This window comes from Nonomuraea sp. NPDC049709, from assembly GCF_040674815.1.
Classification (GTDB): Bacteria; Actinomycetota; Actinomycetes; order Streptosporangiales; family Streptosporangiaceae; genus Nonomuraea.
Genome location: NZ_JBFANM010000016.1, coordinates 125,098 through 141,859, shown reverse-complemented (window position 1 = coordinate 141,859; position 16,762 = coordinate 125,098). Strand labels below are relative to the sequence as shown.

The 16,762-nt window shown below is 71.7% G+C and carries 18 protein-coding genes; 3 read left to right on the top strand and 15 right to left on the bottom strand.

What is annotated here, in order from left to right:
* Nucleotides 1–3: 3 nt before the first annotated feature.
* Nucleotides 4–1,227 carry an extracellular solute-binding protein gene (locus AB0J69_RS18320; RefSeq protein WP_364118267.1) on the bottom strand — a complete coding sequence of 408 codons (1,224 nt, stop codon included), beginning with the start codon at nt 1,225–1,227 and terminating at the stop codon, nt 4–6.
* A 2-nt stretch (nt 1,228–1,229) separates the two neighbouring features.
* A complete protein-coding gene (locus AB0J69_RS18315) occupies nt 1,230–2,177 on the bottom strand; it encodes a LacI family DNA-binding transcriptional regulator (RefSeq protein WP_364118265.1) in 948 nt (315 codons plus the stop codon).
* 102 nt (nt 2,178–2,279) lie between these two features.
* On the opposite strand from AB0J69_RS18315, the gene AB0J69_RS18310 reads away from it, so the two are divergent.
* Nucleotides 2,280–4,328 carry a glycogen debranching N-terminal domain-containing protein gene (locus AB0J69_RS18310; RefSeq protein WP_364118263.1) on the top strand — a complete coding sequence of 683 codons (2,049 nt, stop codon included), beginning with the start codon at nt 2,280–2,282 and terminating at the stop codon, nt 4,326–4,328.
* Between the two features lie 39 nt (nt 4,329–4,367).
* On the opposite strand, the gene AB0J69_RS18305 is transcribed toward AB0J69_RS18310, so the two are convergent.
* The 3 genes from AB0J69_RS18305 to AB0J69_RS18295 form a co-directional block, all read right to left on the bottom strand.
* Nucleotides 4,368–4,847 (bottom strand): hypothetical protein, encoded by a 480-nt coding sequence (locus tag AB0J69_RS18305; protein WP_364118261.1) that lies wholly within the window; start codon nt 4,845–4,847, stop codon nt 4,368–4,370.
* Between the two features lie 295 nt (nt 4,848–5,142).
* Nucleotides 5,143–5,457 (bottom strand): hypothetical protein, encoded by a 315-nt coding sequence (locus AB0J69_RS18300; RefSeq protein WP_364118259.1) that lies wholly within the window; start codon nt 5,455–5,457, stop codon nt 5,143–5,145.
* Nucleotides 5,458–5,620: 163 nt separating this feature from the next.
* Nucleotides 5,621–6,016 (bottom strand): PPOX class F420-dependent oxidoreductase, encoded by a 396-nt coding sequence (locus tag AB0J69_RS18295; RefSeq protein ID WP_364118257.1) that lies wholly within the window; start codon nt 6,014–6,016, stop codon nt 5,621–5,623.
* A gap of 103 nt (nt 6,017–6,119) precedes the next feature.
* Here AB0J69_RS18295 and AB0J69_RS18290 point away from each other — a divergent pair, with 103 nt between their 5' ends.
* Nucleotides 6,120–6,506 carry a helix-turn-helix domain-containing protein gene (locus AB0J69_RS18290; protein ID WP_364118255.1) on the top strand — a complete coding sequence of 129 codons (387 nt, stop codon included), beginning with the start codon at nt 6,120–6,122 and terminating at the stop codon, nt 6,504–6,506.
* A gap of 78 nt (nt 6,507–6,584) precedes the next feature.
* On the opposite strand, the gene AB0J69_RS18285 is transcribed toward AB0J69_RS18290, so the two are convergent.
* From AB0J69_RS18285 to AB0J69_RS18250, 8 genes are all read right to left on the bottom strand, one after another.
* Nucleotides 6,585–7,520: a hypothetical protein gene (locus tag AB0J69_RS18285; protein ID WP_364118253.1), complete on the bottom strand. Its 936-nt coding sequence runs from the start codon at nt 7,518–7,520 to the stop codon at nt 6,585–6,587.
* A complete protein-coding gene (locus tag AB0J69_RS18280; protein WP_364118251.1) occupies nt 7,517–8,008 on the bottom strand; it encodes a hypothetical protein in 492 nt (163 codons plus the stop codon). The genes AB0J69_RS18285 and AB0J69_RS18280 overlap by 4 nt, the downstream gene beginning before the upstream one ends.
* A gap of 3 nt (nt 8,009–8,011) precedes the next feature.
* Entirely contained in the window at nt 8,012–9,217 is a 1,206-nt protein-coding gene (locus tag AB0J69_RS18275) for a macrolide family glycosyltransferase (RefSeq protein WP_364118249.1), read from the bottom strand.
* Nucleotides 9,214–10,203, bottom strand: coding sequence for a patatin-like phospholipase family protein (locus AB0J69_RS18270; RefSeq protein WP_364118247.1), 990 nt, complete (start codon nt 10,201–10,203; stop codon nt 9,214–9,216). Before AB0J69_RS18270 ends, AB0J69_RS18275 begins: the two co-directional genes overlap by 4 nt.
* A 174-nt stretch (nt 10,204–10,377) precedes the next feature.
* Nucleotides 10,378–11,226 carry an aldo/keto reductase gene (locus AB0J69_RS18265; RefSeq protein ID WP_364118246.1) on the bottom strand — a complete coding sequence of 283 codons (849 nt, stop codon included), beginning with the start codon at nt 11,224–11,226 and terminating at the stop codon, nt 10,378–10,380.
* Nucleotides 11,227–11,269: 43 nt separating this feature from the next.
* Nucleotides 11,270–12,190, bottom strand: coding sequence for a nitroreductase (locus AB0J69_RS18260; RefSeq protein ID WP_364118244.1), 921 nt, complete (start codon nt 12,188–12,190; stop codon nt 11,270–11,272).
* A 137-nt stretch (nt 12,191–12,327) separates the two neighbouring features.
* Complete coding sequence (locus tag AB0J69_RS18255) at nt 12,328–12,813, bottom strand: MarR family transcriptional regulator (protein WP_364118242.1); 486 nt, start codon at nt 12,811–12,813, stop codon at nt 12,328–12,330.
* 66 nt (nt 12,814–12,879) lie between these two features.
* Nucleotides 12,880–13,320, bottom strand: coding sequence for a MarR family transcriptional regulator (locus tag AB0J69_RS18250; protein ID WP_364118240.1), 441 nt, complete (start codon nt 13,318–13,320; stop codon nt 12,880–12,882).
* 89 nt (nt 13,321–13,409) lie between these two features.
* On the opposite strand from AB0J69_RS18250, the gene AB0J69_RS18245 reads away from it, so the two are divergent.
* Entirely contained in the window at nt 13,410–13,823 is a 414-nt protein-coding gene (locus AB0J69_RS18245; protein ID WP_364118238.1) for a nuclear transport factor 2 family protein, read from the top strand.
* Between the two features lie 72 nt (nt 13,824–13,895).
* Here AB0J69_RS18245 and AB0J69_RS18240 read toward each other — a convergent pair whose 3' ends face one another.
* Both AB0J69_RS18240 and AB0J69_RS18235 read right to left on the bottom strand, forming a co-directional pair.
* Complete coding sequence (locus AB0J69_RS18240; RefSeq protein WP_364118236.1) at nt 13,896–14,885, bottom strand: hypothetical protein; 990 nt, start codon at nt 14,883–14,885, stop codon at nt 13,896–13,898.
* Between the two features lie 291 nt (nt 14,886–15,176).
* Nucleotides 15,177–16,757, bottom strand: coding sequence for an MDR family MFS transporter (locus AB0J69_RS18235; protein WP_364118235.1), 1,581 nt, complete (start codon nt 16,755–16,757; stop codon nt 15,177–15,179).
* Nucleotides 16,758–16,762: the final 5 nt, after the last annotated feature.

Here is a 16,762-nt window from a genome sequence, read left to right as displayed (position 1 = left end):
ATGTCAGCCGAGCGCGCTCTCGGTGTTCTTCTGCAGCCTGGCCAGGATCGTCTTGGGATCCTGGGTGGCCAGCTGCTGCAGCCCGGTGTCGAAGTCGGACAGGACGCTGTCCATCTTGGGGGCGTTCACCGGGCCCTGCGCGTATTCGACGCCGTTGACGAAGGCGGCGTCGGCCGGGAACTCCTTGAGGTAGGCCTCCTTGGCCGCCTGCCGCGACGGCATGACGCCGAACGCCTCGGCGAAGGCGAGCTGCTGGTCGGTCTTGGTCATCGCCTCCACGAAGTCGATGGCCGCGGCCTTGTTCTTGGACTTGGCGGCGATGCCCCAGCATTGGGTGAAGGAGAGCGTGCCCTTGCCCTCGGGGCCCGCGGGCAGCTCGTGGACGGAGAACTTCACGTCGGGATAGTCGGCCCGCAGCGCGCCCTTGATCCAGTTGCCCTCGATGGTCATCGCGGCCTTGCCCTTGCCGAACGCCTCGCCGCCCCACTCGGCGTCGAGCGCCTTGGCGTACTGGGCCTGCTTGCCGGTGAGCAGGCCCTTGACGTATTCCAGCGCGGCCAGGTTCTCCGGGCTGTCGCCGGTGGCCTGCTTGCTGTCCTCGCTGGTGATCCAGCCGCCGGCCTGCACCATGAAGACGCCGAGCCGGTCACGGCTGTCGCCGAACGTCAGCGGCGTCACGCCCTTGATCCTCTTGGTGACGGCCGTGAGCTCGTCCCAGGTGGTGGGCAGGTCGTCGTCGGTGAGCCCGTTCTTCTTCCACAGCTCGTCGTTGACGACCAGGGCGAGGGTGGAGAAGTCCTTGGGCGCGCAGTAGAACTTCCCGTCGTAGGTGAACGTCTCGCGCAGGCTCGGGTAGAAGTCCTGGCTGTCGGAGATCTTGTCCCCGTACGGCTCCAGGGCGCCGACGCTGGCGTAGTCGGCGAAGCGGGCGGCGTCGACGTAGAACACGTCCGGCGGGTTGCTGCCCGCGAACGCCTGGCCGAGCTGCTGGTGGATGTCCTGGGCCGGGGTGACGGCGGCGGTGTTGCCGGTGGCCTTGGCCCAGGTCTCGGCCGCCTGCTTGACCGCGTTCGTCTCGGCGTCCCCGGAGGAGGCCATCAGGACCTGGAGCGCGGCCGGGCCGCTGCTCTGCTGTTGCGGCGCGGCCTGCTGGTCGTCGAAGCCGCTGCCGCAGGCCGTCGCGGACAGGAGTACGGCGGCTGCCGCGGGGATCGCGAGGCTTTTCATGATCAGGGGTCCTTTCGGATGACCAGGGTGGGAGTGAGCAGCACGTGCGACGCGGTGGGGCGGCCCGAGAGCCGGTCGGTCAGCAGCTCCACGCAGCGCGCGGCGGCCTCGGCGAGGGGCTGGCCGAGGGTGGTGAGCCCGATGGCGGCGGCCACCGGGGTGTCGTCGAACCCCACGACGGCGGGGGTGACCTGCAGGGCTCCGAGGGCCACCGAGTCGCTGACGCAGACCAGGGCCGTCGCCCCGCGCTCCACCAGCTCCCGCGCGCCCGCCTGCCCCTGGGCCGGAGTGCCGTCGGTCTCCAGGGCCAGGTCGGCGTCGAGCCCTCCGGCGGCCAGCGTCCTGGACCAGCCGGACTTGCGGTCGTCGCCGACGCCGGAGCCGGTCTCCCAGCCGAGGAAGCCGATCCGGCGGTGCCCGCCGTCGAGGAGGTGGCGGGTGGCCGCCTCGGTCCCGGCGGCGCCGTCCACGTCCACCCAGGGGTGACCGGCCTCCGACGTGCCCCACGGCCGGCCGAAGGTGACGAACGGCAGGTCCCGCTCGGCCAGCCAGGAGGTCCGCGCGTCGCCGTGGTGGGTGCTGGTCAGCACGAACCCGTCGGGCTCGAACTCGCCCAGGAGCTGGTCGAACGCGGCGATCTCGGACTGGTCGTCGGTGGCGGTGTAGAGCAGCACGCGGTAGCCGGACCCGGCCGCCGACTCGGTGAGGCCGTGCAGGAAGCGGTCGAAGACGTTCATGCCGTCCTGGGTCGTCTCGATCCGGGTGGCCAGGAGCCGCGACCTGCCGGTACGCATCTGCCTGGCGGCGGCGCTCACCCGGTAGCCAAGGGCCTCGACGGCGGCGAGCACCCGCTGCCGGGTCTCCTCCTTGACCACTTCGGGGGAGTTCAGCACGTTCGACACGGTCTGGCGGGACACGTTGGCGTGCCGTGCCACATCGGCGATCGTCACCTTTGCCGCCATATATGGCCTTTCTAATGGTTTGATCGATCCAAAAGGCGTATGACAGGATTAGATCGTTCAAGTTAACGGAGTGTCAAGGGGGCCTCACACGTGCCGGACCACCGCCTGCAACCGCTGCTGCACGACCTGGTCAGCACCGTCCTGGCCCCGACGACCGCGCTGAGCGGCGCCGACGGGCAGATCAGGCCCGCCGGGGTGCAGGGGCTCTTCCACGCCGACGGGCGGGTGCTCTCCCAGGCCGGGCTGCGGATCGACGGCCGCGAGCCCGAGCCGGTCGGCCATGCCGTACCGGCTCCCGGGGTCTCCCGCTTCGTCTCGCTGGCCCGCTGGCTCGGTGACCCCGGCCCCGACCCGACGGTGCGGATCGACCGCGTGCGCCGCGTCACGCCGGGCGCGATGGAGGAGGAGCTCACGATCGCCTCCACCGCGGCCGGCCCCTTCACCTGCACCGTCACCATCGAGCTGAGCTGCGACTTCGCGCCCATCGAGGTGGTGAAGTCGGGCGGCGCCGCCACCCCGGTCCCGCCCGCCGCGGGCGGCGGCGAGCTGACCTGGCAGGCCGGCGGCATCCGCGTCGCCGCCGCCGGCCCGGACTTCGAGGTCGCCGGCGCCGCGTTGCGGCGTGAGGTGACGGTGGCGCCCGGAGAGCACGTCACGTTGCGGTGGGGCGTCTCCGTGGCGGACCCCAAGGCCGTGGTGGCGGCGCCGGCCGGCCCCCGGGAGTGGAGCAGGCCCGAGATCGAGGCGGACGACGCCCGGCTGGTACACCTGGCCCGCCAGTCCCTCGACGACCTGGAGTCGCTGCGGCTGACCGAGACCGCGGCGCCGGGGGACACGTTCCTGGGCGCGGGCGTGCCCTGGTTCCTGACGCTCTTCGGCCGCGACAGCATCTGGGCCGCCCGCATGCTGCTCCCGCTCGGCACCGAGCCGGCCGCGGGCACCCTGCGCGTCCTGGCCCGCCGCCAGGGGAGCAAGGTGGACACCGCGTCCGGCGAGGCCCCTGGCAAGATCATGCACGAGCTGCGCCGCCACGAGTTCGCCGTCGAGGGCAACGAGCTGCGCCTGCCCCCCGCCTACTACGGCACCATCGACGCCACCCCGCTCTGGATCGCCCTGCTGCACGACGCCTGGCGCTGGGGCCTGCCCGAGGCCGAGGTGGCCGCGCTGCTGCCGCCGCTGGAGGCGGCGCTCGGCTGGCTCGCCGATCACGGCGACGCCGACGGCGACGGCTTCCTCGAGTACATCGACACCAGCGGCAGCGGCCTGGCCAACCAGGGCTGGAAGGACTCAGGCGACGCCGTGCGCTTCCACGACGGCACCCGTGCCGAGCCGCCCATCGCCCTGGCCGAGGTCCAGGGGTACGCGTACGAGGCGGCCATGGCGGGGGCGGCCCTGCTGGAGGCGTACGGCAGGCCGGGCGCCGAGCGGTGGCGCGACTACGCGGGCGGGCTGGCCGAGCGGTTCCGCGAGCGGTTCTGGGTGGGTGGCGGCTATCCGGCGCTCGCCCTCGACCGCGACAAACGGCCGGTGGACGCGCTGACCAGCAACATCGGGCACCTCCTCGGCACCGGCCTGCTCACGCCGGCCGAGGAGCTCCGGATCGTCCAGACACTGAAAAATCCGGCCATGTCCGGCGGCTTCGGCCTCCGTACGATGTCCACGGCCGACGCCGGCTTCAGCCCGCTCTCCTACCACTGCGGCTCCGTCTGGACGCACGACACCGCCATCGTCATCTCCGGCCTCGCCCGCTCGGGCCACGGAGGCCCCGCCGCCGAGCTGGCCGCCGACCTGGCTGAAGGGCTCCTCTCGGCCGCCGAGACCTTCGGCTACCGCCTGCCCGAACTCCACGCCGGCGACGACCGCACGCTCATGGGGCGGCCTGTGCCGTACCCCGCGGCCTGCCGCCCGCAGGCGTGGTCGGCGGCGGCGGCCATCGCGGTCCTCCACGCCGCCGTCGGGCTGTACCCGGACGTCCCCGCAGGCCGCGCGACGGTCCGCCCGCTGCCCGGCGCGCCCCTGGGCGCGCTGGCGGTGCGCGGGCTGCGCGTGGCCGGGGCTCCCGTGGACGTGACGGTCGAGCGGTCGGGCACGGCACGCGTCACGGGCCTGCCCGCGGGCGTCTCGCTCCGGATCCCGTGAGGGGAGCGCAGCGGCGCTCCCCTCTGGCGTGCTGTGCGGTCAGGTATAGGGGTTGTCGACGGTGTACGACTTGGTGCGCGTGTTGTACTGGTTACCGGGATAGAACCAGCCGCCGGTCACGTCGAAGCGGACGTTGCCGACGGCGCCGCCGTGGTTCACCTCCGCGGCGTACAGGGACGTCTGCTGGCAGCCCGGGGTGGTCGTCGAGCCGGTGGAGGCCGGCCAGAGCTGGGTCGTGCCGTTGACGACGATGCTGAGGTTGGGCGCCGGGTAGGCGTGCAGCCAGCACAACCGCAGCGAATACCGGAACATCGTGTCCCCGTCGTCGAACGCCACCGTGCCCTCCAGCCGGGCCAGCCCCGTGTTGTAGGGGTCCGTCGCGTTCACCTGGATGTAGACCGGCTGGTCCGGGCCGTACGCCGCATGCGCGGCGCCGAGGGGCAGGAGAGCGGTGGCGAGCGCCGCGATGGCGACCGCGATCGACCTCGTCGCGCGGCGTACTGCGGAACGTGCTGCCAAGTCGCACCTCGTTTCTTTCCTGGTGTGTACGAGTGACGCTCGGCGATTATTGGTGGAAATGAGCAGCCGGTCCAGGCGGCCAATAAACGCCGCATTTCCGGCTGGACGTTAAACCGCGCCGCGGATTTGCTCCCTGAATGCCGGCCCGGCCGCCACCAGCGAGGGGCCGGGCGGCAGGCCGGTCCGTGACCTGGGCAGGACCGGTGAAATTTTCATTTCCGGCACCACCGCATTCCGGCCGGCATTCCGCGGTCCGGTCAGCACGCGCGCAGAAAGCGCGGGCACGGCACCGTCATCACGACGTCTGCTCGAACAGCAACTTCGCCGCCGCCATCGCCCCGTCGGCCCGGACCCTGCCAGCCACGTCGGCCGCACGCGCCCGGATCTCCGCGCCCAGTGCCGTCCCGAGCGCCGCCGACAAGGACGCGAGGGTCGGCACCGGTCCGTCGTGCGCCACCCCGATCCCCAGATCGGCCACCCGCCCCGCGTAGTACGGCTGGTCCACGACAGCACGCGGCGGTTCGGCGCCGAGGTCGAGCAGCCGAACCGCCAGCGCCGCCATCGGCTCGACGTCTCCGCGCGAACCACGGGTCGACAGCAACACACGCACTATGCACTCATTTCTGCAGGTCTTCCGGCATCGGCCGGTGATTCTGCAGCATGACCAGGGCCTTGCCGCAAGCCCCCGGGTGCGCCATACGTCGAGAGCGCAAGGGGCCGCTGCCCGCCGAACCGGGGCGCCCACCGCATCACCACTCAGCCGGTGCGGGCTTCTAGGCCGAGAAACCGTGGATCTTGTCAGGGGTGACGCGGACGACCACCCGTACCGTGCCCTCGTGGTCCGCCGGCGGGTCCTGGTCCAAGTACTTGTGCGAGACCGCGAGCTGGACCGCCCGGTCGTGGTCCTCGACCACTTCGGCGGTGCCGCGGATCTCCACGGACTGGTACGGATCGCCGGTGTCGAAGACGGTCAGGCTGATCCGCGGGTCCCGGGTGAGGTTACGGGTCTTGCGTCGGCCGGTCGTGCTGGAGAACAGCACCGTGTCGCCTTCACGCAGGACCCACACGACCGACGTCTGGGGGCCGCCGTCGGGGTTCAGGGTCGCGACGGTGGCGAAGTTCCTGCCGTCGAGAAGCGTGCGCGTCTTGTCGTCGAACGTGATCGTCATGTCGGCCTCTTCGTCGAACGTCCACCGGTGAACCCTTTAGGGCACCTTTTGTTACCGTGGCCATGATCGGTGACCGAGCGCTCCAGCGGAAGAAGGCACTTTCATGTCACAGCGGAACACCTGTGTGACCGAGCAGGTCAGCGCCTCGGAGGCGTGCACGGTCCTGGACGTGCTCAACCGGGTGAGCGGCAAATGGAGCATCGGCATCCTGATGGAGGCCACCCGCGGGCCGGTACGCTTCACCGAGCTGGAGCGCTCGATCCACGGCATCAGCCGGCGCATGCTCACCCTGACACTGCGCAACCTCGAGCGTGACGGCCTGCTGACCCGGACCGTCTACCCCACGGTGCCGCCCAAGGTCGAATACACCGCCACCGACATGGCCCGCGAGCTCTACGACCATCTGTCGGGGCTCACCGAGTGGGCCGAACGCCACCGCGCCGCCGTCACGCGCGCCCGGGCCGCCTACGACACCTCCACCCCGCGATGACGCCCACCAGGCGCACGGGGGTCCGGAACGGGGCACGCCGTCATCGCCTCCACCCGAGGTGCCCGTTCCGGACGGCGATCACGACGGTCGAGGCTGGCGCTCCGGCGTGACCCGGTGGGCCCGGATGAGGGCGATCACCGTGTCGGTGGTGCGGTCGAGGTGGCTGCGGCCGTCGGGCAGCAGCGCTTCGGGGTTGATGTAGCTGCGCTGCCCCACGTGGGTGGCCGGGTCGAGCCGGTGCACGGTGATCTTTCCGGCGCGGATGGCCCGGTTCCATCCGCTGCCGCGGAACAGTGGCCAGCGTTGCGGGAAGATCCAGGTGGAGAGCCGTTCGATCCGGTCGTGGGCGCTGGTGAGCTGGTGGAGGTGGCGGGCGTGGGTGAGGTCGTTGGCGCCGTTGTGGAAGCCGCCGATGGTGACCAGCAGGAGCGGGGCGTGCAGCCGGGTGTGCAGTTCGGTGACCGCGCCGGTGGCCACCTGGGCGCCGCCGCTGTAGCTGAGCAGCACGACCGGGATGCCACTGCCGGGCTGGTAGCCGGCCCGGCGGAGCTGCTCGGCGATCTGGGCGCCGACGGCCCGGTTGTACAGGGGGCGGTAGCGGTGGTCGGCGGCGACGAAGATCTGCATGACGTTGTGCAGGAACAGCACGATGGCGATGTGGTGGCGCAGCCATTCCCAGACGGGCCGGTTGACGAGTGGGTCGGCCAGCGGCGAGTAGGGCTGTACCTGGCCGAGCACGCGTAGCTCCGGCGCCGCGGTGATCAGGGCGCTGACCAGCTGGCCGCCGTCGCGGGTGTCGCGGAAGCGGCGCTTGCCGATGCCGTCCAGGTAGACGAGGTACGCCTCCGGCGGCCGGTCGGGGTCCGCGCCTCGGGCGTAGGGCATGCCGTGGGGCAGCTCGGTGGTGGGCCTGCGCCAGCCGGCGGTGTAGACGAGCACCTCGTAGCGGGCCAGCAGGGCCTCGGCGAGCAGGACCGGGCCGAGCACCAGGGCCAGGAGCGGGAAATCGATCATGCGAGCAGCTCCCGCCACTGGGTGGTGCTGAGCTTCATGACCAGGCGCCGCACGGCCTCGACGGCGAGGCCGAGCCCGACTCCGGCGATGGTCACGCAGCCTGCCGCGGGCCACCAGTCCAGCCCCGTCGTCGTGGCGAGCGGGGTGACGAGGCCGGCCCCGACCCCTACCAGGAGCAGCAGGTGCAGCAGGGGCCCGAGCAGCGGGAAGGCGAGGACGGCGGCGCACACGAGCGGGGCGGCCAGGCCGGGGGTCCAGGTCAGCGCGGCCACGCCGGACACCGGAGCGGACAGGGCCAGCTCGGCGAGGGTCCATGCGGTCTGTGGCCACAGCGCGAACACCGAGGCCTCGACCACGGCCCCGGTCAGCAGCAGCCGGATCGCGTGGGATCGCGACACGCTGGGCCGGCGGGCGATCAGGGGCAGGATCCGGCCGGCGGACTCCGACAGCCCGGCCAGCAGCAGCACGACGGCAACGAGGGGTGACATCGCTCAGCACTCCTGGGGCACTGCCGGCCGGCCTGGCTGGTACAGGTAGCTCTCGAGCTCGTCGGTGGCGCGCGGGTAGCCGCCTGCTTCCCGCTGGGCGAGCCGCATGGTGGCGGCCGCGGTGCGGAAGCTCGGCTCGTCGAGCAGGCGCCGGGCCAGGGCGTTCACCGCTTCGGCGGTGGCGTCCTGGGTGCGCAGGGACAGGCCGGTGCCGAGCTCGACGACCCGCCGGGCCACCAGCGGCTGATCGGCGCCCTGCGGGATCACCAGCATCGGGACCCCGGCGTGCATGGCCTCGTTCACGCTGTTCATCCCCCCGTGCGTGACGAACAGCGCCGCGCGGGCCAGCACCTCTGGTTGCGGTACAAAGGGGCGGGCGAGCACGTTGGTCGGCAGCGGTTCCAGCGCGGCCGGGTCGGTGTGCCCGGTGGAGATGACCACGGTGCCGGCCAGCGGGGCCAGCGCGGTGGCGAAGGTGCGCAGCAGCTCCGGGCCGGCGTTGAACACGGTGCCCAGCGAGGCGTACAGCACCGGATCGCGCAGGCGATCGGCCGGGAACGACGGGTCGGGCGGACGGGCGCCCAGGCTCGGGCCGACGAACCGGTAGGACTCGTCGAAGGAGTCGGCGCCGGGCTGGAACACGCGCGAGGTGAAGACCAGGTTGAGCGGCTGCCGCACGTTCGCCAGGTCGATCAGCGGCAACCCGTGGGTGTCGTAGCGGCGCGACAGCTCCCGCCGCGCCCGCAGGTAGCCCTGGACGGTGCGGGGCCGGGTCGCCGCCGTGGCCAGCAGCTCCCACGAGACGCGGGTGGGGCTCGGCGCGTACCGGTTGAAGGCGAACGTGGTGTACGCCGCTGCCGCCGGCACCCCGAGCTCGCGGGCGGCGACCGCGCCCCAGGGGCAGGCGGAGCCGTGCACGATCAGGTCGGGCCGGATCCGCCGCACGTCGGCCAGCACGGCGGGCAGCAGGCCGACGGCGGTGCGCGCGAGCCCGTCCAGCATCGTCACCGGCAGCGGGGGATCGGGCAGCGGCTGGTCACCCCCCGGGTAGCGGCACACGGTCGCACCGGCGGCCTCGATCTCCCGCGCGAACGCGGGGGAGGTGTGATACGTGACCGTGTGCCCACGACGGACGAGCTCGGCCACGACCGGCAGGGTCGGGTTGATGTGCCCGTGCATGGCGATGTTGAGGAACGAGATGGTGCTCACCGGCCGACCTCCCATACGGCGGTTCGTGCCCTGCCCAGGACGGCCGGCGCCGCCGGAGGGCTCTCGGCCCGGTACAGCCCGGGCCCGTTGATGCGCAGCCCGTCGAGAAACAGGCCCGCCGTGAGCGAGGCGGTGTGGATCAGCCGCCGGGAATGGCGGAAGTCCCACGGGGCGGGCCAGCTCTCGACGCCGGTGGGCAGCACGACGGTCGGGATCCGTTCGGACACCTCGTCCAGGTCGCGCTCGATCTGGTGCCGCAACAGCAGCAGCCCGGCCCGGGCGGCGACCCCGCCGGGCCACCGGGGCGGGCCGGCCGGGCGCGGCGGCGAGCTCGTCTGCCCGGTCGACAGCACGACCACGCTGGCCGCTCCTGCCTGCAGAGCCGCCCGTACCGGGACGAAGGCGATCACTCCGCCGTCGACGAGCGTCCGGCCCTCCCGCTCCACCGGAGGCAGGATGCCGGGAATGGCCGCGCTGGCCAGCAGCGCGGACTCGAGGTCCCCGCGGTCGAGCAGCACCTGAGCGCCGGTGGCCAGATCCATGGCCACCGCGGTGAAGGGGACCGCCAGGTCCTCGATCCGCGACGGCAGCGCGGCCCCGGCGATCAGCCGGCGCAGGCCACGATCGGCGAAGACACTGGCCCGCGAGGGCAGGTAGCCGAACGGGAACACCTGACGGCGGCGCGCGTGGGTCCAGACGAGATCCAGCCACGGCGCGGCCTTGCCGGGGTGGGCGGCCGCGATCGCTCCGTTGAGGGCGCCCACCGATGTCCCGACGATCAGGTCGGGGACGAATCCCCGCTGCTCCAACGCGTACCCGATACCCACCTGCGCGGCCCCGAGCACCCCGCCGCCCCCGACCACCACCGCCACGGGACGGGGGAGGGCGTGCAAGCCCACCGACGGGCGGCTCGATGGCGAGGAGTGTGCCCGCTCGTAACCGTTGAGGGCCGAGGAGGCCGATCTCCGATGATAGTTAACCCTCATGGTCCGTCCTCTCTCACTACGGCGCCTCATGCGGATTCGTTGCTCAAGGGCGGCCGACTTGGTCCGGGCAGTTGCCAGGAGGCCCTACGTGGGAGATTCCGCAGTGGCGCCCGGCTCGGGCGGCCATGCCGGCTCGGGGACCGCTCCGCGCGGAAGTGGGTCCCGCGGGTGCGATCAGGCGAGGTCGGTGAGGTCCTCCTCGGTGAGACCGATCGACCGGGCGGCCAGGTTCTCCTCCAGGTGAGCCACGGAACCGGTGCCCGGGATGGCCAGGACCACCGGCGACAGGGCCAGCAGCCAGGCCAGGGCGACCTGGTGGGCGGTGGCGCCGTGCCGTCCGGCGACCTTGACCAAGCCGGGGTCGCCCATGTCGGCCCGGCCGCCGCCGAGCGGGAAGAAGGGCACGAAGGCGATGCCGGCTTCCGTGCAGGCGTCCAGGACGGCCGTCTCGGCGCGGTTGGCGAGGTGGAAGTGGTTCTGGACGGCCGCGACAGGAGCGATCGCACGGGCCTCGGCGAGATGGGCGGCATCGACGTTGCTGATGCCCAGATGGCGGATCAGGCCCTCCTCGCGCAGCGCGGCGAGCGCCTCGAAGCGTTCGGCCAGCGACTGGCCGTGCGGCGGTTCGGACTTCCCGATGCGCAGATAGACCAGGTCCAGGCGGTCCAGGCCGAGGCTTTCCAGGTTGGCTTCGACCTGGGGCCGGAGCTCGGCGGCGGTGGCCTGGCGCGGGCCGCCCGGGCCGAAGACCGGGCCGACCTTGGTGGCGATGACCAGGTTGTCCGGGCGCGGGGACAGGGCTTCGCGGATCACGGTGTTGGCGCTTACCGAGCCGTCCTCGTTGCGATAGAAGTGGGCGGTGTCGATGTGGTCGACACCGAGCTCGACGGCGCGGCGCAGGACGGCGCCGGCGGCCCCGGGGTCGCGCCCGGGCCCGCCCGGGCCGCTCTGGAGCAGGCGCATGGCGCCGAAGCCGAGCCGGTCGATCATCAGGTCACCGCCGAGGCGGAACTGGCTGGTCATGTCTCTCCACGTGAGGTGATGTGGTGCCCTTGGCCGGGTGTCGTCAGCCGCGGTCACGGCGCTGTGGCGGGTCACTCGCCGCCGTGTGCCGTTCGGCGCACGAAGGCGGGGACGTCCGCCGGGCCGGGTGGACCGCGGTCCAGTGCGGCCCGCTGGAGTGGACGCGCTCCTTGTTCGGGTGGATCCACCGCAGCGGCGTGCGGGAGCTGCCTCTGCGCAGGGCTCGGCCGGTCGAGCGCATGGCCGCCACCGGGCGACGGCAGCCGACCCGGAAGGGCGGCGCCCCGGCCGCAGGACCGGAGCCCCCGACGAACGTGACCGTCTCATCGAGCGGCGCGCGGCCCGTACGGGGGTGGTGCACCGAGACGTCCTCGAACCCGATCGACATGCCGCAGAAGAGGATGAGCTCGTCCGGAGGCCGCAGGACCTCCGCGACGGTGTTGCGGTACACCGACCATGCCATCTGCGGGCAGCTGTGCAACCCTTCGGCGCGCAGCAGCAGCATGACGGTCTGCAGGTAGATGCCGAGGTCGGCCCACTGGGGCGGGCCCATGTCGCGGTCGATGTAGCAGAACAGGGCGACGGGCGCCCCGAAGCACTGCCAGTTCTCGGCCGCGGCCCTCTGGCGCGCCTCCCAGTCGTCGCGCGCGATCCCGAGCGCGCCGTAGCGCTCCCGCCCGAAGGCGGATCGGCGCTCGCGGTACGGGGACTTCAGCGCGGCCGGGTACATCTCGTACTCGCGCTCGTCCCAGGGGTCACCCGCGGCCAGGCGCTCGCCGGCGCGCCGCTTGATCTCGGCGAGCGGCTCGCCGGTCACCACGTAGACGTGCCACGGCTGGAGGTTCGACCCGGACGGCGCCCAGGCCGCGGCTGACAGCACGCGCTTCAGCACCTCCATCGGGACGGGCTGGCCGGTGAATCCGCGCACCGCCCGTCGGCTCGTGACTGCCTCGTAGACATCCATGATCTTTACCTCCTTGCCTGCTCGGCGTGTCTAGTTTCGTTACATTCATTATCGTATCAGACGATACGGTCGCATTCAATACGATTTTGGGACATGGGAGTCCCGCGCAGTGACGACACAGGGATGCGCGGCCGGGCTTACGCCTCGCCGCCCGCGGGATAGGCGATCCGGGTCAGCAGCTCCTTCAGCCGCTCGGCCTCATCGGGCTCCAGGCCGGCGACCAGGCGCTCGGCCGGCGGCTCCGCCGCCACATGGGCCGCGTCGAAGAGCTCGACGCCCTGAGGTGTGATCTCCACCACCCGCACCCGCCGGTCTCCCGGAATGGTCTTGCGGACGGCCAGCCCCTTGCGCTCCAGGTCGTCCACGACCCGCATGACGCCGGCCTTGTCCGACCCCGTCGCCGCCGCCAGGTCCCGCTGCACCGTGGGGCCGCGGTCCATCAGTACGATCAGCACGGCGAAATGCCGCAGCTCGATGCCGAGCGGCCGAAGCGCCTCCGTCATCACCGCGGCGGCACGCCAGTGCGCCTGGCGCAGCAGCAGGCCGAGGGCAAAAGGTGAGGTGTCCCCGGGACGGTCGGTCGCGCGGGAGGTGGTGGCCTGGTGAGGAACGTCGGCGGTCATGGGGACATGCTATTCGAGCATCATTTCACCCGATACGGTCTCAGTTGAAATGAACTGTGGCCTGGCTCAGCCCTGTTGGTGGTGGGTCAGCAGCCGGGTGAGCAGGCGGGTCAAGGTCTGCCTGTCTTCGGCCGGAAGCGGCCGGAGCAGGTCGTCCTGCACTCTGTCGAGCGCTCGATCCAGGCGTCCCAGTTGCCGGTCGCCCGCCTCGGTGAGGGAGACCATGTTGCGCCTGCGGTCGCCGGGGTCGGGCGTGCGCTCGACGAGACCCTGCTCGGCCAGTTCGTTGATCGCCGCCACGACGTCGCTGCGGTCCATGTTGCACCGGCGGCCGAGCTCGGCCTGGCTGGCCACTCCGAACTCGTCGAGCGCGGCGAGGATGCGGTAGTGGTAGCCACGCGCGCCCACCTCGCCGAAGCCGTCGGACGCCAGGCGGTGGGCGTGCACCGCCAGCTGGGTGAGCAGCCAGCTCGGCTTCGCGGTCAGGCGGGCGGGAGTCTCTTCCACGGCAGCCACCCTACATCGTTGGCCGATCCAATGAATCTCTGTATAGTTGGCGTTGCCAATGTTGGTGACGCCAACGAAAGAGGAATGTCATGTTCACGGACACTTTGATCGCCGACCGTATCGAGATCGCCGACCTGTTCACCCGCTTCGCGCGCCTGCTCGACGAGCAGCGGTGGGACGATGCGGACACCGTCTTCGCCGCGGATGTGGCGGTGCACTCGCCGCGCGGGGGTGAGCTCCACGGCATCGACAAGGTCGTCGGCTTCATGCGACAGGGTGAGGTCGAGGGGCAGCACACCCAGCACACGACCACTGACCTGCTGGTGGAGGTCGACGGCGACCGGGCGGACGCCTCGGCGAACTCGCTGGTGTACTACTACCGCGATGGTCAGGCCCCCCACTTCACCGGCGGCCTGCGAATGACCTCCACCGTCGTCCGGACGCCGGCGGGCTGGCGACTCCGCGAGGTGCAGATCACGCCCGCCTGGACACGCGAGGGCTGATCCGGCTCCGGGAAGCAGGTGACGCCTGGAAGGCCACCTCGGGCGGCGGCCGCTGGGCCGCCGCCCGGCCGGTCAGCGGAAGTCGGAGATGCGCAGCACCGCCAGCATGTCCGTCGCCCGGGAGCCGGTCGAGAAGGAGGCCTCCGCGCCGACCCAGCCGCGGAAGGCGCCCGCGTCGTCGATGATCTGCATGAGCGGTTTGACGTGGGAGTTGCCGGTGTAGCAGAACTCACGGCGCTCCATCGCCAGGCACGTGCACCAGTGCCAGAGCGTGTCGCGGCGGTCGGACTTGGAGACCATCGTCAGGTAGTACTGGATGGAGCTGATGTTGGGGCGCGTTCCGCCGCCGTACTTGGGGCAGCCACCCGACTTCTGGCAGGCGCCGCGCGAGGACGGTTGCAGGTAGGTCAGGCACGAGGTGGTGGCGGCGCAGGCGCGGAAGGCCGAGTGGCCGAACGGCTGGTCGCCGGAGGTGACGAGCTTGCCGCTCGCCCAGCTCGTCAGGTCCTGCCTGAGCGAGCCGGGGAACGCCTTCACCGAGCTCATCGCGCGCCGCGTGCTGACCGCGGCGTTGCTGCCGTAGCCGTACCCGTGCGTGGCCAGCGTGCTCTGCTTGAGGTCCAGGCGGGCCAGCTTGCCGTCGGGGGAGGCCCGCACGTACCACTGTTCCGTCCACGTCTGGGCGATCTTCCACCGGATGGTGAGCACGTTGCCCGCCACGGTGTACGTCCCGGTGCGGGTCTCGTCGGGAGCGCCGGTGAAGCCCCCGGCGGTGAGCACCTCGCAGGCGCGGGGCCGCGATTGGGAACCGCCCGCCTTGGTGGTGCAACTCGGGTCGGGGACGGTGCCGGTGCGCTGCCGGGCCTGGGGGTGGCGCTGCCACCACAGGTACAGGGCGGCCCGTACCGTGCCGTCGGCGGCGAAGCGGTAGTTGCCCAGGCGTACCCAGTTCTGCTGGGAGGCGGCCTTCAGATGACCCTGCGAGATGACATAGGTGGTCTTGCCGCCCGGCAGCGCCGCGGCGGTGGCCGGCTGGACGGGCAGGATGGTGATGGCGAGCACGAAAGACAGGATTGCCGCTGCGGTGCGCAAGAAGAGACTCCGGAAGGCTTGCTGGCTTGGCTGATCGTCGATGAGCCAGGGTATTCGGCCAGGGCCGGAAATGTCGGCGAAACCGCAGCCATGCGGAACCTGGCGCTCCCGATGTCCGGCTGCAGCGGCCGGCCGAGCGGGCGCGGCGCCACCCGATGCCGAGGAAGAGTCTCGACGTGCGAAGCGTGATCGGCGGATGACCGGCCGTCCGGTGGCGGGCCGACGTCGCTCGGGACGAACGACGTCGGCCCGCCAGGCGGATCAGTGGCTGGAGGCCGCCGCGCGCTCCTGGGCCAGGCGCTCCTCGCCCGACAGCGTGTTGAGCGGCTTCTCCTTGATGAACAGCACCGCCACCAGCGCGAGCGCGGTGAGCGGGACGCCGATGAGGAACAGCTCGGCGGTGGCGGTCGCGTACACGTCCTGGATGACGCGGACGACGGGAGCGGGCAGCTTGGAGATGTCGGGTACGGCGTGCGAGTCGCCGCCCCCGCCGCCCGCGGCGGCCATCGGGCCGAGCTTCTCGGTCATGAGCGTGGTGATCCGGTTCGCCAGCACCGCGCCCAGGGCGCTCACGCCGACGGCGCCGCCCATGCTGCGGAAGAAGGTCAGCGCCGAGGTGGTGGCGCCCAGGTCGTGGGCGGGCACGTCGTTCTGGGCGGCCAGGACCAGGTTCTGCATGAGCATGCCGACGCCGATGCCGAGCACCGCCATGTAGGCGCCGAGCAGCACCGTGCCGGTCTGCCCGTCGATGGTGCTGAGCAGGCCCATCCCGCCGAGCATGACGACGCCGCCGGTCACCAGGAAGCCCTTCCAGCGGCCCCACTTGGTGATGAGCTGACCCGCGACCGTGGAGGAGATCAGCAGGCCGAACACCATCGGCAGGCTCATCAGGCCGGCGACCGTCGGCGACTTGCCGAGCGCCACCTGGAAGTACTGCGACAGGAAGACCGTGCCGCCGAACATGGCCACACCGACCAGCACGCTGGCCACGGTGGCGAGGGCGACGGTGCGGTTCCTGAAGAGGGACAGGGGGATGATCGGCTCGGCGGCCCGGGACTCCACCCAGACGGCCAGCGCGAGGATGAGCACGCCGCCGCTCACGAGCACGGCGGTCTGCCAGGAGCCCCACGCGAACTGGTTGCCCGCCAGCGACGACCAGATCAGCAGGGTGGACACACCCACGGTGATGAGCAGCGCGCCCGGGTAGTCGACCTTGACGTCCTTGCGGACCACCGGCAGCTCGAGCGTGCGCTGCAGCAGGATGATGGCCACGATCGTGAACGGCACGCCGAGCAGGAAGCACCAGCGCCAGCCGAGCCAGGAGGTGTCCACCAGCACGCCGCCGATGAGCGGCCCCGCCACGGTCCCGACGCCGAACACGGCGCCGAAGATGCCGGCGTAGCGGCCGAGCTCACGCGGTGGGATCATGGCGGCCATCACGATCATGGCCAGCGCGGTCATGCCGCCGGCGCCGACGCCCTGGACGACGCGGCTGACGATGAGGATCTCCACGTTCGGGGTGAGGCCCGCGATCAGCGAGCCCGCCACGAACAGGCCCAGCGAGAGCTGGATCAGCAGCTTCTTGTTGTACAGGTCGGCCATCTTGCCCCAGAGCGGCACCGTGGCCGTCATGGCCAGCAGCTCGGAGGTGACGATCCAGGTGTAGACGGTCTGCGAGCCCCGCAGCTCGGTGATGATGCGCGGCAGGGCGTTGGCCACGACGGTCGAGGCCAGGATGGACACGAACATGCCCACCATCAGCCCTGACAGCGCCTGCAGGACCTTTCTCCTGGACGTGGGCGCCGCGGCCACGGGCTCGGGCTGCGCGCTGGTGGATGTCATCTTTC